We start from the raw sequence: 14,900 nt of genomic DNA on the forward strand, positions 1-14,900 counted from the left end.
GCTCGAGGTGACCTCCAGCACCAGGCGGAAGCAGACGGGCTCGTAGCAGTTGTTCTCGACGTAGTGGTCCTCGTAGTCGGCGTCGACCACCGAGAGGTCGGGGATCGCGTAATCCTCGACGCCGGTGGGCAGCCAGAGGCCGATGCCCTGGACGACGCACGAGTCGTCCCCGTGAAGGCCAGCGTTCAGGAAGGGCAGCATCAGGCCGGTCAGTGCCACGGCGTGAGGGCCGTCCGGGGGCGGGGACACGAGGATCTGGCCTCCGATGATCTCGACGCCGTACCCCGGGTTGCGCTCCATGAGCCGGTTGGCTTCCGCGATCAGCGGACGGTCACCATGGGGCTGCTCGACGGCTGCAGCGGACATCACGTGCCTCCCGTGGGCTGGTGTCGAGAGCATCATCGTAGGCAGCCCGGCCCGCGGATGTCCCCTTCGCGCCGCGTCACCCGAAAGTGATCACTCGCCCTTCCGGCCCTTGACCACCGGGTCCGGCAGCATCTTCGTCATCCCCGGCAGGAAGTCCGTGAACAGCTCGTGCACCTCCAGCACGAGCGGGCGCAGCACCCGGAAGCGGGCCAGTGCCACGCCCCGTGCGGTGAGGCGGGCGCCGCGCTCGGCCAGCCGGTAGCTGCGCTCGCGGCCCTCCGTGCGGTCGAACACCCAGTACAGGACGAGCCCCATCTGGGCGAGCCACATCAGCTCGGGGAGCACCTCGCGCAGTTCCGCCGGCACCTTGGTCCGCGCCCCGCGCAGCACCTCCTTGTGGACGCTGATGGCCTCGGTGCGCGCGTGCTCGGACTCGGGGGAGAAGGGGCTGAGCGGGCTGTCGGGGTCGGCGGCGTTCTTGAAGAACTGCACCGCGAACTCGTGGTACGGCGTGGCGATGTCCAGCCAGGCCTTCAGCACGCCGGCGAGCCGGGCCTCCAGAGCCGTCTCCCGGGCCAGGACCTCCCGGACCGCCTCCTGGTGCTCGGCGGCGATCCGGTCGTAGAAGCCCTGGATCAGGTGTTCCTTGCCCTCGAAGTAGTAGTACGCGTTGCCGACGGAGACCCCGGCCTCCTTGGCGATGGCCCGCATGGTCGTCTTGTCGTAGCCGCGCTCCTGGAACAGCCGCATGGCCGTCTCCAGGATCAGGGCACGGGTCTGCTCGGACTTGCTGGTGGTCTTCTCGGGCACGAGGAGAGCCTAGTCAGGCCCGGCAGGCGTCCGGCGGACGGTGCCTCAGGGGCGGCGGCCCAGCTCCCGGCGCTTGGTGTAGTCCGTGAAGCCGAGGACGTTGCCCCAGGGGTCGGCGATCTCGACCGTCCAGCCGGTCACCACGGCGGACGGCTCGTCGAGAAGCGCGATCCCGGCCGCCGTCAGCTCCCTGGCCGCGACCCGGGCGTCCGGGACCTCCAGCCACACCCGCGGCGACGCCCACGGCGGCGTGCGGTGCCCCAGCGCCTCCTCCTGCCGCAGCAGGATCCCCGGCGTCTCGCCGCCCACCTTCAGCAGCGCGATCCCCGCCTCGTCCAGCCGGAACGCCACCGCGAACCCGGCCCGCCCGTAGAACTCCACGGCCTCGCCGAGATCGCCCACGGCCAGCAGCACGTTGTCGAACCCGAGCAGCTCGTACGACTCGTCATCTGACATGCGATCAGATTAGGTACGGACCCGCCGGGCACCCCCGCCCCCACCCCGGCGGACCGACGCCGACGTCACCCGCCCGGCCGAGCAACGCCGAGGGCCCCGCTCCACGAGGAGCGGGGCCCACAGGCGCGTACCGGAGGTGACCGGAGGCTCAGAAGCGGCGCGTGATCAGCGCCCGCTTGACCTCCGCGATCGCCTTCGTCACCTCGATGCCACGGGGGCACGCGTCGGTGCAGTTGAAGGTGGTGCGGCAGCGCCAGACGCCGTCCTTGTCGTTCAGGATCTCCAGCCGCTGCTCGCCCGCCTCGTCACGGCTGTCGAAGATGAAGCGGTGGGCGTTGACGATGGCCGCCGGGCCGAAGTACTGGCCGTCGTTCCAGAACACCGGGCAGGAGGAGGTGCAGGCCGCGCACAGGATGCACTTCGTGGTGTCGTCGAAGCGCGCCCGGTCCTCGGCCGACTGAAGACGCTCACGCGTCGGCTCGTTGGTGTCCTTCGTGATCAGGAAGGGCATCACGTCCCGGTACGCCTGGAAGAACGGCTCCATGTCCACGACCAGGTCCTTCAGGACCGTCAGGCCCTTGATGGGCTCGACCGTGATCGGCTTCTCGGGGTTGATGTCCTTGATCAGCGTCTTGCAGGCCAGACGGTTCTTGCCGTTGATCCGCATGGCGTCCGAGCCGCAGATGCCGTGCGCGCAGGAGCGGCGGAACGTCAGCGTGCCGTCCAGGTCCCACTTGATCTTGTGCAGGCCGTCGAGGACGCGCTCCTTGGGGTCGATCTCCAGCTGGAAGTCTTCCCAGGTCGCCTCCGCCGAGACCTCCGGGTTGAACCGGCGGACCCGGAAGGTGACGGTGATGTAGGGGGAGTCGGCGAATCCGGGCTCGGGCTTGCCGGCCGCTTCTTCCTTGTCCAGAACAGGTGTAGCCATCAGTACTTACGCTCCATCGGCTGGTAGCGGGTCTGGACGACCGGCTTGTAGTCGAGACGGATGGATTCGGTCCCGTCGGCGCCGACCTCGCGGTACGCCATGGTGTGGCGCATGAAGTTGACGTCGTCGCGGTTGGGGTAGTCCTCGCGGTAGTGACCGCCGCGGGACTCCTTGCGGGCCAGGGCGGAGACCGCCATGACCTCGGCCAGGTCCAGCAGGTTGCCCAGCTCGATGGCCTCCAGGAGGTCGGTGTTGAACCGCTTGCCCTTGTCCTGGATCGCCACGTTCTTGTAGCGCTCGCGCAGCTCGGCGATCTTCTCGACGGCCGTCTTGATCGTCTGCTCGGTGCGGAACACCATGACGTTGGCGTCCATCGTCTCCTGGAGCTCGCGGCGGATGTTCGCCACCCGCTCGGTGCCCGTGGAGGTGCGCAGCCGCTCGATCTGCTCGACGACGACGGACTCCGGGTTCTCCGGCAGCTCCACGAAGTCCGCGGTCTTCGCGTAGTCGGCGGCGGCGATGCCGGCCCGACGGCCGAAGACGTTGATGTCCAGCAGCGAGTTGGTGCCCAGGCGGTTGGCGCCGTGCACGGACACGCACGCCACCTCGCCGGCCGCGTACAGGCCGGGGACGACGGTGGTGTTGTCCGCCAGGACCTCACCCTCGACGTTGGTCGGGATGCCGCCCATCGCGTAGTGCGCCGTCGGCTGGATCGGGATCGGGTCCGTGTAGGGCTCGATGCCGAGGTACGTCCGCGCGAACTCGGTGATGTCGGGCAGCTTGGCGTCCAGCTGCTCCGGCGGCAGGTGGGTCAGGTCGAGGTACACGTGGTCGCCCTCGGGACCGCAGCCGCGGCCCTCGCGGATCTCCGTGTAGATCGAACGGGACACGACGTCGCGGGACGCCAGGTCCTTCATGACGGGCGCGTACTTCTCCATGAAGCGCTCGCCGTCCTTGTTGCGCAGGATGCCGCCCTCACCGCGGGCGCCCTCGGTGAGCAGGATGCCCATGCGCCAGATGCCGGTCGGGTGGAACTGGAAGAACTCCATGTCCTCCAGCGGCAGACCCCGGCGGTACACGGCGGCCTGGCCGTCACCGGTGAGGGTGTGCGCGTTCGACGTCACCTTGAAGAACTTGCCGCAGCCGCCGGAGGCGTAGATCACGGCCTTCGCCTGGAAGATGTGGATCTCGCCGGTCGCCAGCTCGTACGCCACCACACCGGCGGACTTCTTGACGCCGTCGACCTCGGTGATCAGCTGGTCCAGGACGTAGAACTCGTTGAAGAACTCCACGCCCTCCTTGACGCAGTTCTGGTACAGCGTCTGGAGGATCATGTGGCCGGTGCGGTCGGCCGCGTAGCAGGAGCGGCGGACCGGGGCCTCGCCGTGGTTGCGGGAGTGACCGCCGAAGCGGCGCTGGTCGATGGTGCCGTTCGGGGTGCGGTTGAACGGCAGGCCCATCTTCTCCAGGTCGAGGACGGAGTCGATGGCCTCCTTCGCCAGGATCTCGGCGGCGTCCTGGTCGACCAGGTAGTCACCGCCCTTGACCGTGTCGAAGGTGTGCCACTCCCAGTTGTCCTCCTCCACGTTGGCGAGCGCGGCGGCCATGCCGCCCTGCGCGGCGCCCGTGTGGGAGCGGGTGGGGTAGAGCTTGGTCAGGACCGCGGTGCGGCTGCGCTTGGTCGCCTCGATGGCGGCACGCATACCGGCGCCACCGGCGCCGACGATGACGGTGTCGTACTTGTGGATCTTCATCAGGAATTACCTCGGTCCCGTGGCCTAGCGGATGTTCGGGTCGAAGGTGAAGATCACCAGCGTGCCCAGCAGGATGGTCCACACCGTGGCGGTGTAGAGCAGCGCCTTCAGCCACAGCCGCGTGTTGGAGCGCTCGGCGTAGTCGTTGATGACCGTGCGCAGGCCGTTGCAGCCGTGCAGCATCGCCAGCCACAGCATCAGCAGGTCCCAGACCTGCCACCACGGGGAGGCCCAGCGGCCGGCGACGAAGGCGAAGCCGACCTTGGAGACGCCGCCGTCCAGCACGAGCTGGATCAGCAGGTGGCCGAGGACCAGCACGACCAGGACGACGCCGGACAGCCGCATGAACAGCCAGCCGTACATCTCGAAGTTGCCCCGGGTCGACTTCGGGGTCTTCTTGGTGCGCTTGCGCGGGGCCTCGATGACCGGCGCCGGGTTCTCGACGCTGTAGCCTGCGGCGCCCTCGACCGGGCCGATGCCGGAAGCGGTGGTTTCAGTGGTGGACATGCGCCTCAGCTCCCGAAGACGACTCGAGCGGCGTGGCCGAGGACGGGGTAGATCGCCCCGATCATCAGCAGGACCCAGAGGCCGACGACGCTCCAGAGCATCTGCTTCTGGTAGCGGGCACCCTTGACCCAGAAGTCGACGGCGATGACACGCAGGCCGTTGAGCGCGTGGAAGAGGATGGCGGCGACGAGGCCGTACTCCAGCACGGCGACGACCGGCGTCTTGTAGGTGGCCACGACCTTGTCGTAGGCCTCGGGAGACACGCGGACGAGCGCGGTGTCCAGCACGTGAACGAACAGGAAGAAGAAAATGAGGACGCCGGTGACTCGATGAGCCACCCAGGACCACATTCCTTCCCGGCCGCGGTACAGCGTTCCAGCCGGCACGGAAGAACCCTCCGGGAGCGGGGACTAGGGCCGCGCCGGCTTCTCTGTCGGTCGGGCCCGGCCGGGTACGGTCCACCGGCCCCCAGCATGGTAGCGATGCGCTGCGGCGAGCTTCGCGGGGGGCCTGCCTCGTGTGATCAAACTGGCACTCAAAGGTGCACGGACGGGTTAGTGGGGGCGGCTGCCGGGGAGGGCGGTGCTGTCATCTGCCGAGTGCGGGTGCGTTGTGGCTTGTCGCGCAGTTCCCCGCGCCCCTGAGGTATCTCACCAGCCGCTCCCTCGCCAGGCGGCGGAGTTCCTCTGCCGCCACGATCCGTTCGTCGTCCGGATCGTTCGTCAATCGTGATCGGATGGCCGCCAGTACACGGTCGAGTGTTTCGTCGGCGGGCACGCCGTCCAGGCAGATGACGAACGCGTGTCCGAATTTGGCCTCGTAGGCCGCGTACGCCGCGTTCAGGGCCGTGGAGGCGGCCGCGTACGTGGCCGCCGGCAGGGCGGGCAGCGGCTCCCTCTCCAGGGCCTCCGCCAGGTCCCGCGGGCCCAGGTCGTAGGCCGCCTCGTCCGCCGCGGCCAGGAGCGCCGGGAGGTCGGGGTAGGGGCGGTGGGTGGTGATGCGGTGGGCCCAGCGCGGACTGCGCAGGCAGGTCAGGAGGGTGTGGCGGGCCTCTTCGGGCGGGGCGGTGTTGAAGTGCTCCAGGTTCTGCGCGGGCAGCGTGGGTCCTCGGCGTGGGATGCGGCGGCGCCCGGGGGCGGGCCGTGTGTGTCGGCAGGGGATCTTGTGGGAGATGTGCCGTTACGTTATCGGGCGTGCTCATGATGTGTCCGGTCGATGCCTGGATTTCACTCGGACGGCAGAGTTTGAGAACGCTTCGTGGACGCCTGGCGAGCGCGCGGGCCGTAGGTTGGCTCTGTGAGTCAGCACAGGCGGCGCCGGGCTCCGGCGCGAAAGCCGCAGCGCAGGTACGCGCTGGCCGGAGGGGCGTTCGCCGTGACGGTCGGGCTCGGTGTCGGGCTCGGACTGTGGGCCTCCGGGGGTGACGAGACCCCGGCGGGTTCCGACGGCACCGTGTCGGAGGCGTCGTCCGCTCCGGACGCCGGCGGCACCAGTCCCAGCCCGAGCCGCAGCTATCCGCTGTCCCAGGCGCCGCGCACCATCCCCGCCGTGCGGTCCCACACCGCCGCGCGAGGCCCCGGCTGGCGCCCGGCCCACGGCGAGCGGGTCGTGGTGAGCGACGCGTCCCTGGCCGACGAGGGGAAGCTGATCGCGGGCGAGCTGGGCCTGTCCTACGCCGGTGAGAAGAACGACGTACGGGCCGGGGACGTACGGCTGGCGCTCAGCGGCGGCGAGGGCGGCAACCCGGAGTCGTACACCATGACCGTGCGCGGTGGCCGGGTCACCATCAGCGCTCCGGCCGACGCGGGTGTCTTCTACGGCACCCGCACGCTGAAGCAGGAGGTGCACGGCGGCGGCACGGCACCGGAGGGCGTCGTCAACGACGCGCCGGCGAAGCCGCGGCGCGGCTTCATGCTGGACATCGCGCGCAAGCCGTACACGGTCGGCTGGATCGAGGACCGCGTGCGCGAGCTGGGCGACCTGAAGTACAACGAGCTCGGCCTGCACTTCTCCGACGACCAGGGCTTCCGGATCCAGTCCGACACCCACCCGGAGATCGTCTCGGCGGACCACCTCACCAAGGCGCAGGTCAAACAGATCGTCGACCTGGCCACGAGCCGGCACATCACCGTGGTGCCGGAGATCGACTCGCCCGGTCACCTGGGCGCGGTGATCGCCGCCCACCCCGATCTCCAGCTGCGCAACGCGAGCGGAGTGCCGACCCGCGGCGCGATCGACATCTCCAAGGACGAGTCCGCGCAGATCGTCGACGACCTCCTGGACGAGTTCGCGGGCGTCTTCCCCGGCGGCTACTGGCACCTCGGCGGCGACGAGTACCAGGCGCTGACCGTGCGGGATCCCGCCGCCTCCTACCCGCAGCTGGCGGCCGCCGCGCGCAAGGCCTACGGCCCCGGCGGCACCGTCGCCGACCTGACCACCGGCTGGCTGAACGACCGCGCCGCCACCGTCCGCAACCACGACCGTACCCCGCGCGCCTGGAACGACGGCTTCTTCCGGAACACCTCGGTGCAGCCCGCCAAGGACATCGAGGTCGCCTACTGGACCGGCAAGGAGATCGGCGCCCGGCCGCCGGCCGAGTACCTCGCCGCCGGCCGCAAGGTGATCAACTACAACGACGAGTTCCTCTACTACGTCCTCGGCCAGCCGCAGACCTTCGTCTACCCGACCGGGCAGCGGATCTACGAGCAGTGGACCCCGCGGGTGCTGCGCGGCACCCAGGCGGTCCCCGCCCGCTACGACGCCCAGATCCTCGGCGGCGCCTTCGCCGTCTGGGGCGACCGCCCGAACGCCCAGACCCAGGACCAGGTGGCCGCCGGGATCCGCATGCCGCTGCGGGCGACCGCGCAGAAGCTGTGGGACCCGGGGAAGCCGGAGCTGTCCTGGACGGACTTCAAGGCGCTGGCGGGCCGGCTCGGCTGACCGCCGCGGCCGAGGGCGCCGACCGCCGCGGCCGCGGGCACCATTGGCCGAAATCTTTTCTTCCGCAGCTCCCTCGACTGAGAGTGATGCCCGTGTGACACTACCGGGCGGTCGCACGCAGTAAGGGGAAGAGCGGGTTCCGTGGCCGGAAAAGGCCTGGGGCGACGCTCTGGCGAGGGAGGGGCGTGGATGAGCCTGGTGGAACTGATCGCGCAGGCCGACGAGCGCGGGCTGGCCGCCAGCGGGCTGGCCTGTCTGGACCGGTGCGTACCGCTGCTCGGCGGGGACGACGAGGTGCTGCGGCCGCTGTGGGGCACCCTCGCGGAGGGCCGCGACGGCGACTGGGCCGACCGGCTGGAACAGGCGCGCGGCGCGCTCGACGCGGCCGGCCCCGAGGATCCGGACGAGGACGAGGCCGCGCTGCTGGCCCGCCGCATGCTCGCCGCCGCGCCGGCCGGCCGGACCCCCGGAGAGGTACGGCAGTGGGCCGACGCCTGCTCGGTCGCCTCCCTCCAGATCCACCGGCTCCTGGACCCGGCCGAGGACCCCGCCTCCGTCGACTCCCGCCGCGAGGGCCGCACGGACGGCATGTCCCCGCTGGTCGCCGCCGAACTCCGGCGCCAGGTCACCGTCCTCGAACTCCTCGCCGGGCACGGCTCCGCGGGGCTGCGCCAGGCTCTGGAGGTCTCCACCGAAGGGCGTCGCGTCCTGCGGGCGGTGGTCTCCCGCCGCGCCCGCGGCCGGGTGTGAACCCCCGACAGGTCCTGGCGGGCCCTCGTTCTGTGAGCGTCGTGCGGGTGCGGTGCGGGGGGTCTGCGGGGGTCGTGCGCCGGTTGCGGGAAACGGGCGGATCCGGGTGACGGAAACCGTCCCGCCCCCGCTCTTCCCTATGTGACAGCGCAGCATGTGACGACTCAGCAGCAGACGAGGCCGCACGCCGCCACCAGACCGGTGCGGTGGGCGGCGGACACCGTGGCGGCGATGCGCGAGGGCGCCCGGCTGCGCCTGGACTACTCGGCGCGGAGCCTGTGGCGGGTCGACCGGGTGATCGAGGAGCTCCGCCGCGAGGGCACGCCGTACCCCGCCGTGGAGAGCGTGCTGCGCGGTTTCGGGGCGTACGCCGGTGAGGTCATCGTCCGCGAGGCCGGGGCCGAGTGGTGGGCCTCCGGCGGCGAGCACTGGATCCGGACCGTGGACGGGCGGCTGTGGGACCCGATCGACGAGTCCCGCCGCTGTTTCGCGGGTCACGGGTCCCTGCGGCTGCTCTGCCTGGACGCCATGGCGGGCCGCGGCGGCCCACGCGACTGACGAGCCGCCGGACGATTCGTCAGCGGCCGAACATCGCGGTCCCGCTTGCTGTGACACTTCTGTGCGGGCCGACGCTGATGACCATGGGCCGTGCGCACGGCCGGTCGTGTGGCGCGACGCGGGTTCGGCAGGGCCCGTGCCGCACTGGGTGCGAACGAGGTCAGTGTTGGGCCAGGGAGGGGAGCCCCGCCGCGCGAGGGCGCACGACGGGGAGCTGGGCGCGGCCGTGGCGCGCGCCCAGGAGGGCGACGAGAGCGCCTTCGCGGTGGCGTACCGGATCGTGCAGCCGGGACTGCTCGGCTATCTCCGCGGGATCGTCGGCGACGACGCCGAGGACGTGGCGTCCGAGGCATGGCTGGAGATCGCCCGGGACCTGAGGCGGTTCAAGGGGGACGGGGCCGGCTTCCGGGGGTGGACGGCGACGATCGCCCGGCACCGCGCCCTGGACCATCTGCGGCGCCGGCGCGTACGGCCCCGGTCGACGGCCCTGGAGCAGGACGTGCTGGACCTGCCCGGGCGGGAGAACACGTACGAGCAGGTGTTGGAGTCCCTCTCCACCGAACGCGCCCTCGAACTGGTCCGTGCCCTGCCGCGCGACCAGGCGGAGGCGGTGCTGCTGCGCGTCGTCGCCGGCCTCGACGGCCCCTCGGCGGCCCGGGTCCTCGGCAAGCGCCCCGGCGCGGTGCGCACGTCCGCGCACCGGGGCCTGAGGCGGCTGGCCATCCTGATGGGCGTGCCGGCTGTGGCGAAGGGCGATCCCCCGGCACCGGGGGAGCCGGAATGAACTGCGGCGGCGGACCGGGCCGACCCTGTGCCGATTCCGTGTCGCGTGCCGCCGAGGCAACGGCCGGGGCCGCCACCCCCCACAGGAGAGGCCCCGGCCGTCGCGCGGCACGGGCCGCGCGGCGGCCCGTACTCCCTACAGCGCCGTGAGTGCGTTTTCTGTCACACCGCACACCCGATCAGTTAGTTGCGCGTTGTACCGTCATGGACGAGAGGCGGTTTCAGGCCGTAACGTGCCTTTCGCGCCGGGCGCGGAAGATGCATGATCACCGCACACAACGTCGGCCGCGATGCCGCAACGATCCTGCTCGATCTACTGAGGAACCACGGGGTGCTGGGGGACGACGCGGAGCTGACCGCCGCGGTGCTTGCGGCACAGGACGGAGACGAGACCGCGTTCCGGACTGTGTACCGTGCCGTGCACCCGCGGCTGCTCGGATACGTACGCACACTGGTCGGCGACCCCGACGCCGAGGACGTGGCGTCCGAGACCTGGTTGCAGATCGCCCGGGACCTGGAGCGCTTCAGCGGAGACGCGGACCGCTTCCGCGGCTGGGCAGCCCGGATCGCCCGCAACCGCGCGCTGGACCACATACGCATGCGTGGCCGCCGCCCGGCGATAGGCGGCGACGAAACGGAACTGACCGGCAGGGCCGCCGAGTCGGACACCGCGGGGGAGGCCATGGAGGCTCTCGCCACCGGCCGCACCCTCTCGCTCATCGCCCGGCTGCCCCAGGAACAGGCCGAGGCCGTCGTGTTGCGCGTGGTCGTGGGCCTGGACGCCAAGACCGCCGCCGAGACGCTCGGCAAGCGCCCGGGCGCCGTACGCACCGCCGCGCACCGCGGCCTGAAGCGCCTCGCCGAACTGCTCGGCGACGATCCGGAATCCGTCGGCGGGCTCGACGCGCTGCCGCCCCCACGAGAACCGCGCGGCCCCGCGGTGACGTCCGCCGGTGTGACGCATATGCGCGCCCGGACGCAGAAGGACATGTGATGGCCGACGAGCAGTACCACTGGCTGGACCCCGAAACGGCGGAGCGTCTGCTGCGTGGGGAGCCACTGGACACCGTCGACGAAACCGTCCGTGACCAGGCCGAACGGCTCGCCGCGGCACTGTACGCACTGGCCGCCGCACCGCAGGCCGAGCCGTCGTCCGCGGACGGCGCCGAACTTCCCGGCGAGGCCGCCGCGCTCGCCGCCTTCCGCAAGGCGCGCGCCGAAGAGGCCGACGCCGGAGCCGTCCGAGTCGATCGCGTCGATGCGCACGCGCACACTCCGGCGGGCATCGGCCGTTTTCGGCGAACCGGGCGTATCGGTCGCACCCGGCGTAACCCGCGGGCCGGTCGCCGGAGTTGGGGCCGGCCCCTGCACCTCGCCGTGTCCGCCGCGCTGGCCGCGGGAGCGGTCGGCGGGGTGGCGGCGGCCACGACCGGTGTGCTGCCGACCCCGTTCGGCGGCGGCGAGCCCACCCCCGCCGCGTCCGTCTCGGACCGGGCGACGCCTGACGGCCCGTCGGCCTCGTCCTCGCCGGACGGCTCCCCGGGCGGTGTCTCGAAAGACACGCAGGGCGGTGTGCCGGGTGCCTCGACGCCCGGAGGCGCCGCGGCCGGGCCGTCCGGCGCCGACGCCGGGAACACCGGCCGCGACGGCGACGGCACCCCCGCGACCGGCGCCACCGCCGGGCCGGGCGGCGGACAGGGCGCCGGCTCGGGCGACCGCTGGAGCCGTCTGGCCTCCGACTGCCGCGACCTGCGTGACGGCAAGGCCCTGGACGCCGACCGCAAGCACGTCCTGGAGGGGGCGGCCGGCGGCTCCTCACGGGTGTGGACGTACTGCAAGGGTGTCCTCAAGACCGCCGAGGGCCGCGACTCCGCCCAGCAGGGCGGCGGCAGCGGCCGGGACGGCAACGACGGCGGCGGGAAAGGCCACACGGGCGGCACGGGCGGCACGGGCGGTAAGGGCGGCACCGGCGGCACGGACGGTGGGAGCGGCCAGGACGGCCGAGGCGGCAAGGGCGGTCAGGGCGGTCAGGGCGGTGACGACGACGGCGGTCACATAGGCGGCGGCCGAACCGGGACCGACGCCGCCGGCTTCGCGCCCGCGCGCCCACCGCTCCCCGCGCAGCGGACCCCGGCCGCGTCCCCGACCCCGACCGTGTCTCCGGCGGAGACGGCGGCCCCCGCCCCGACCGCGTCCCCTGCGGCGCCCGCCTCCCCGGCGACGCCGACCGCACGCCCCTGACCTGCGTCTTCGCACTCTCTGAAAATTTCTCTCCGCAGGGTGTGACGTTTTCGGCGGCCGGAGCGCAGTACTAAGTGAGCCGACTGGTCATCGGCCGTCGCACGCAGCCGGGGTTCCCCCCGTACCCACGGCTCGTGCATGTGGCGCGGGCGGGACACGTTCCCCCGGTCCCGCCCGCGCCCCGCCTCACTCCTCGCACTGTCCGCACGTCCGTCGACGTGTCGTCGGCCTCTTCGGCCTCACCAGTGCACGACGACCTTGTCCCCCACCCTCACCTGTGCGAACAGCTGCGCGATCGCCGCCTCGTCCCGTACGTTGACGCAGCCGTGCGAGCCACCCGCGTAACCCCGGGCCGCGAAGTCGTAGGAGTAGTGCACGGCTTGGCCGCCGCTGAAGAACATCGCGTACGGCATGGGGGAGTCGTAGAGCGTCGACACATGGTGGCGTGACTTCCAGTAGACCGTGAAGACACCTTCCCGGGTGGGTGTGTACTGCGTGCCGAACCGCACCGACATCGTCGAGAGCGTCCGCCCGCCGACCATCCAGCGCAGCGTCCGGCTGGTCTTGTCGATGCACAGCACCCGGCCGGTCAGACAGCGCGGATCCGGCGCGCCCGCCGGCTGACCGCCCATCAGGTACAGCTCCCCCTTGCCCGGCTCGTGCGTCATGGCGAGCAGCCGCTGCCAGGTGACGGTGTCGGTCCGTCCCGTCGCGGGCAGGCCCCGCTTGCCCTGGAAGCCCTTGACCGCCCGCTCCGTCAGATCGTCGTACGTCCCCGTCGGGCCGTCGAACAGCCAGGCGACCTGACGCAGGCGGGCCTGGAGCTCGCGGACGCCGCTGCCGCTGTCACCGCGGGACCACAGGACGCGCGCGGGCGCGGGCGCGCTCGGTGCCCGGCTGGGAGTGGCGTCCGGCGTCGTGCCCGGTGTGGTTCCGGCTCCGCGGGCCGTCCCCGGGGTGGCGCCGCCCGGTCTGTCGTCGGTGGAGGCGTGGTCGCCGGGCGATCCGGTGGCGGGGATCTCGATGCGCACCGGCCCGTGGTGCCCGCCGCCCCCTCCCGCGCCGGTCCCCGATCCGGACCCGGCGCCGGGTGTCTGCACCGTGCACGCGCACACCGCGGCCAGCGCCACCGCCGCCGTCGCCACGGCGACGCCCGATCTCCTCATGTCTCCGGTGCGCATACCGCCCCCCGTCGTGGCTGTCGAGTCGCCGTGGTCCGGAAGTACACGGGATGTCTCCCCACGGGTGACCGACCGTGAACCAGGGGGCACGCTGGAAGGGCGGAGCCCGTCCACGAAAGCGTGACGGGAGGCGTGGCGAACAGCGGACCGGACAGAGGGCCGGACAGCGGGCCGGACAGGTCTGTGAGCAAGGTCCCAGCGTGGGGCACTCCACCCGGCGCACGGCCACGGCTACAGTCCGTGGCGAGGATCGGAATACCGGCGAGTAACTGGCGAGTAACAAGAACGCGGAGGCACACACCATGGCGCGCGAGTCGGAGTCCGGGCTGCCCATCGAGCCGGTCTACGGGCCGGACGCCCTGGAGGGCTGGGACCCGGCGGCGAAGCTGGGCGAGCCGGGGTCGTTCCCGTTCACGCGTGGCGTGTACCCGACGATGTACACGGGCCGGCCGTGGACCATGCGCCAGTACGCGGGCTTCGGTACGGCGGCGGAGTCCAACGCCCGGTACAAGGAACTCATCGCGCACGGCACGATGGGTCTCTCGGTCGCCTTCGACCTGCCCACCCAGATGGGCCACGACTCCGACGCGCCGATCGCGCACGGCGAGGTCGGCAAGGTCGGTGTCGCCATCGACTCGGTCGACGACATGCGGGTGCTGTTCGGCGGGATCCCGCTGGACAAGGTCTCCACGTCGATGACGATCAACGCCCCCGCCGCGCTGCTGCTCCTGCTCTACCAACTGGTCGCCGAGGAGCAGGGCGTGCCGGCGGACAAGCTGACCGGCACGATCCAGAACGACGTGCTCAAGGAGTACATCGCGCGCGGGACGTACATCTTCCCGCCCAAGCCGTCGCTGCGGCTGATCGCGGACATCTTCAAGTACTGCAAGGCCGAGATCCCGAAGTGGAACACCATCTCGATCTCCGGCTACCACATGGCCGAGGCGGGCGCCTCGCCCGCGCAGGAGATCGCCTTCACGCTCGCCGACGGCATCGAGTACGTGCGCACGGCCGTCGCGGCCGGCATGGACGTGGACGACTTCGCGCCCCGCCTCTCCTTCTTCTTCGTGGCCCGTACGACGATCCTGGAGGAGGTCGCCAAGTTCCGTGCGGCCCGCCGGATCTGGGCGCGGGTGATGAAGGAGGAGTTCGGCGCGAAGAACCCCAAGTCGCTGATGCTGCGGTTCCACACGCAGACGGCCGGGGTGCAGCTGACGGCCCAGCAGCCGGAGGTCAACCTGGTCCGGGTCGCCGTCCAGGGCCTGGCGGCGGTGCTCGGCGGCACCCAGTCGCTGCACACCAACTCCTTCGACGAGGCGATCGCGCTGCCGACGGACAAGTCCGCCCGGCTGGCCCTGCGCACCCAGCAGGTCCTCGCCTACGAGACGGACGTGACCGCGACGGTGGACCCCTTCGCCGGGTCGTACGTCATCGAGAAGATGACCGACGACGTCGAGTCCGCCGCCCTGGAGCTGATGCGGAAGGTGGAGGACCTCGGCGGCGCCGTCAGCGCGATCGAGCACGGCTTCCAGAAGAACGAGATCGAGCGCAACGCCTATCGCATCGCGCAGGAGACGGACAGCGGCGAGCGGGTCGTGGTGGGCGTCAACCGCTTCCAGCTGAACG

16 protein-coding genes are annotated in these 14,900 nt (G+C 71.5%); 7 read left to right on the forward strand and 9 right to left on the reverse strand.

The window, feature by feature from the left end; translation table 11 throughout:
• The 8 genes from ABZ484_RS35870 to ABZ484_RS35905 form a co-directional block, all read right to left on the reverse strand.
• Positions 1-366: Uma2 family endonuclease (locus tag ABZ484_RS35870; protein WP_358870152.1), on the reverse strand; the 366-nt coding region annotated here is incomplete at its 3' end.
• A 90-nt stretch (positions 367-456) separates the two neighbouring features.
• Positions 457-1,176 (reverse strand): TetR family transcriptional regulator, encoded by a 720-nt coding sequence (locus ABZ484_RS35875; RefSeq protein WP_358870153.1) that lies wholly within the window; start codon positions 1,174-1,176, stop codon positions 457-459.
• A 45-nt stretch (positions 1,177-1,221) separates the two neighbouring features.
• Positions 1,222-1,632, reverse strand: a complete 411-nt coding sequence (locus ABZ484_RS35880; protein ID WP_316740200.1) for a VOC family protein — start codon at positions 1,630-1,632, stop codon at positions 1,222-1,224.
• 148 nt (positions 1,633-1,780) lie between these two features.
• A complete protein-coding gene (locus ABZ484_RS35885; protein ID WP_358870154.1) occupies positions 1,781-2,560 on the reverse strand; it encodes a succinate dehydrogenase iron-sulfur subunit in 780 nt (259 codons plus the stop codon).
• The gene (gene sdhA / locus ABZ484_RS35890; RefSeq protein ID WP_358870155.1) at positions 2,560-4,314 is read right to left on the reverse strand and encodes a succinate dehydrogenase flavoprotein subunit; all 1,755 of its coding nucleotides are present in this window, start codon (positions 4,312-4,314) and stop codon (positions 2,560-2,562) included. The genes ABZ484_RS35885 and sdhA overlap by 1 nt, the downstream gene beginning before the upstream one ends.
• 24 nt (positions 4,315-4,338) lie before the next feature.
• Complete coding sequence (locus tag ABZ484_RS35895) at positions 4,339-4,821, reverse strand: succinate dehydrogenase hydrophobic membrane anchor subunit (protein WP_358870156.1); 483 nt, start codon at positions 4,819-4,821, stop codon at positions 4,339-4,341.
• A 5-nt stretch (positions 4,822-4,826) separates the two neighbouring features.
• Positions 4,827-5,207 carry a succinate dehydrogenase, cytochrome b556 subunit gene (sdhC, locus tag ABZ484_RS35900; protein WP_358870157.1) on the reverse strand — a complete coding sequence of 127 codons (381 nt, stop codon included), beginning with the start codon at positions 5,205-5,207 and terminating at the stop codon, positions 4,827-4,829.
• A 202-nt stretch (positions 5,208-5,409) separates the two neighbouring features.
• Positions 5,410-5,919, reverse strand: a complete 510-nt coding sequence (locus ABZ484_RS35905; RefSeq protein WP_358870164.1) for a 2-oxo-4-hydroxy-4-carboxy-5-ureidoimidazoline decarboxylase — start codon at positions 5,917-5,919, stop codon at positions 5,410-5,412.
• A 255-nt stretch (positions 5,920-6,174) separates the two neighbouring features.
• Here ABZ484_RS35905 and ABZ484_RS35910 point away from each other — a divergent pair, with 255 nt between their 5' ends.
• The 6 genes from ABZ484_RS35910 (at position 6,175) to ABZ484_RS35935 (ending at position 12,093) form a co-directional block, all read left to right on the forward strand.
• A complete protein-coding gene (locus tag ABZ484_RS35910) occupies positions 6,175-7,761 on the forward strand; it encodes a glycoside hydrolase family 20 protein (protein WP_358870165.1) in 1,587 nt (528 codons plus the stop codon).
• A 189-nt stretch (positions 7,762-7,950) separates the two neighbouring features.
• Positions 7,951-8,511, forward strand: coding sequence for a hypothetical protein (locus ABZ484_RS35915; protein WP_358870158.1), 561 nt, complete (start codon positions 7,951-7,953; stop codon positions 8,509-8,511).
• A 156-nt stretch (positions 8,512-8,667) separates the two neighbouring features.
• Positions 8,668-9,069 carry a hypothetical protein gene (locus ABZ484_RS35920; protein ID WP_358870159.1) on the forward strand — a complete coding sequence of 134 codons (402 nt, stop codon included), beginning with the start codon at positions 8,668-8,670 and terminating at the stop codon, positions 9,067-9,069.
• Positions 9,070-9,235: 166 nt separating this feature from the next.
• The gene (locus tag ABZ484_RS35925; protein ID WP_358870160.1) at positions 9,236-9,853 is read left to right on the forward strand and encodes an RNA polymerase sigma factor; all 618 of its coding nucleotides are present in this window, start codon (positions 9,236-9,238) and stop codon (positions 9,851-9,853) included.
• A gap of 330 nt (positions 9,854-10,183) precedes the next feature.
• Positions 10,184-10,846 carry an RNA polymerase sigma factor gene (locus ABZ484_RS35930; protein WP_358870166.1) on the forward strand — a complete coding sequence of 221 codons (663 nt, stop codon included), beginning with the start codon at positions 10,184-10,186 and terminating at the stop codon, positions 10,844-10,846.
• On the forward strand, positions 10,846-12,093 hold the full coding sequence (locus ABZ484_RS35935) for an extensin (RefSeq protein ID WP_358870161.1): 1,248 nt from the start codon (positions 10,846-10,848) through the stop codon (positions 12,091-12,093). Before ABZ484_RS35930 ends, ABZ484_RS35935 begins: the two co-directional genes overlap by 1 nt.
• Positions 12,094-12,332: 239 nt before the next feature.
• Here the strand turns inward: ABZ484_RS35935 and ABZ484_RS35940 are convergent, their stop codons facing one another.
• Complete coding sequence (locus tag ABZ484_RS35940; protein WP_358870162.1) at positions 12,333-13,259, reverse strand: L,D-transpeptidase family protein; 927 nt, start codon at positions 13,257-13,259, stop codon at positions 12,333-12,335.
• Between the two features lie 317 nt (positions 13,260-13,576).
• Here ABZ484_RS35940 and ABZ484_RS35945 point away from each other — a divergent pair.
• Positions 13,577-14,900 (forward strand): acyl-CoA mutase large subunit family protein (locus ABZ484_RS35945; protein WP_358870163.1); only part of this gene is annotated, 1,324 nt, incomplete at its 3' end.

The sequence above is a fragment of the Streptomyces sp. NPDC006393 genome (assembly GCF_040628575.1).
Lineage (GTDB): Bacteria > Actinomycetota > Actinomycetes > Streptomycetales > Streptomycetaceae > Streptomyces.

Coding starts and splice junctions, on each gene's coding strand:
- ABZ484_RS35880 (WP_316740200.1), bottom strand. CDS start 1,632: ATGTCAGATGACGAGTCGTACGAGCTGCTCGGGTTCGACAACGTGCTG.
- ABZ484_RS35895 (WP_358870156.1), bottom strand. CDS start 4,821: ATGTCCACCACTGAAACCACCGCTTCCGGCATCGGCCCGGTCGAGGGC.
- ABZ484_RS35940 (WP_358870162.1), bottom strand. CDS start 13,259: ATGAGGAGATCGGGCGTCGCCGTGGCGACGGCGGCGGTGGCGCTGGCC.
- ABZ484_RS35885 (WP_358870154.1), bottom strand. CDS start 2,560: ATGGCTACACCTGTTCTGGACAAGGAAGAAGCGGCCGGCAAGCCCGAG.
- ABZ484_RS35935 (WP_358870161.1), top strand. CDS start 10,846: ATGGCCGACGAGCAGTACCACTGGCTGGACCCCGAAACGGCGGAGCGT.
- ABZ484_RS35915 (WP_358870158.1), top strand. CDS start 7,951: ATGAGCCTGGTGGAACTGATCGCGCAGGCCGACGAGCGCGGGCTGGCC.
- sdhA (WP_358870155.1), bottom strand. CDS start 4,314: ATGAAGATCCACAAGTACGACACCGTCATCGTCGGCGCCGGTGGCGCC.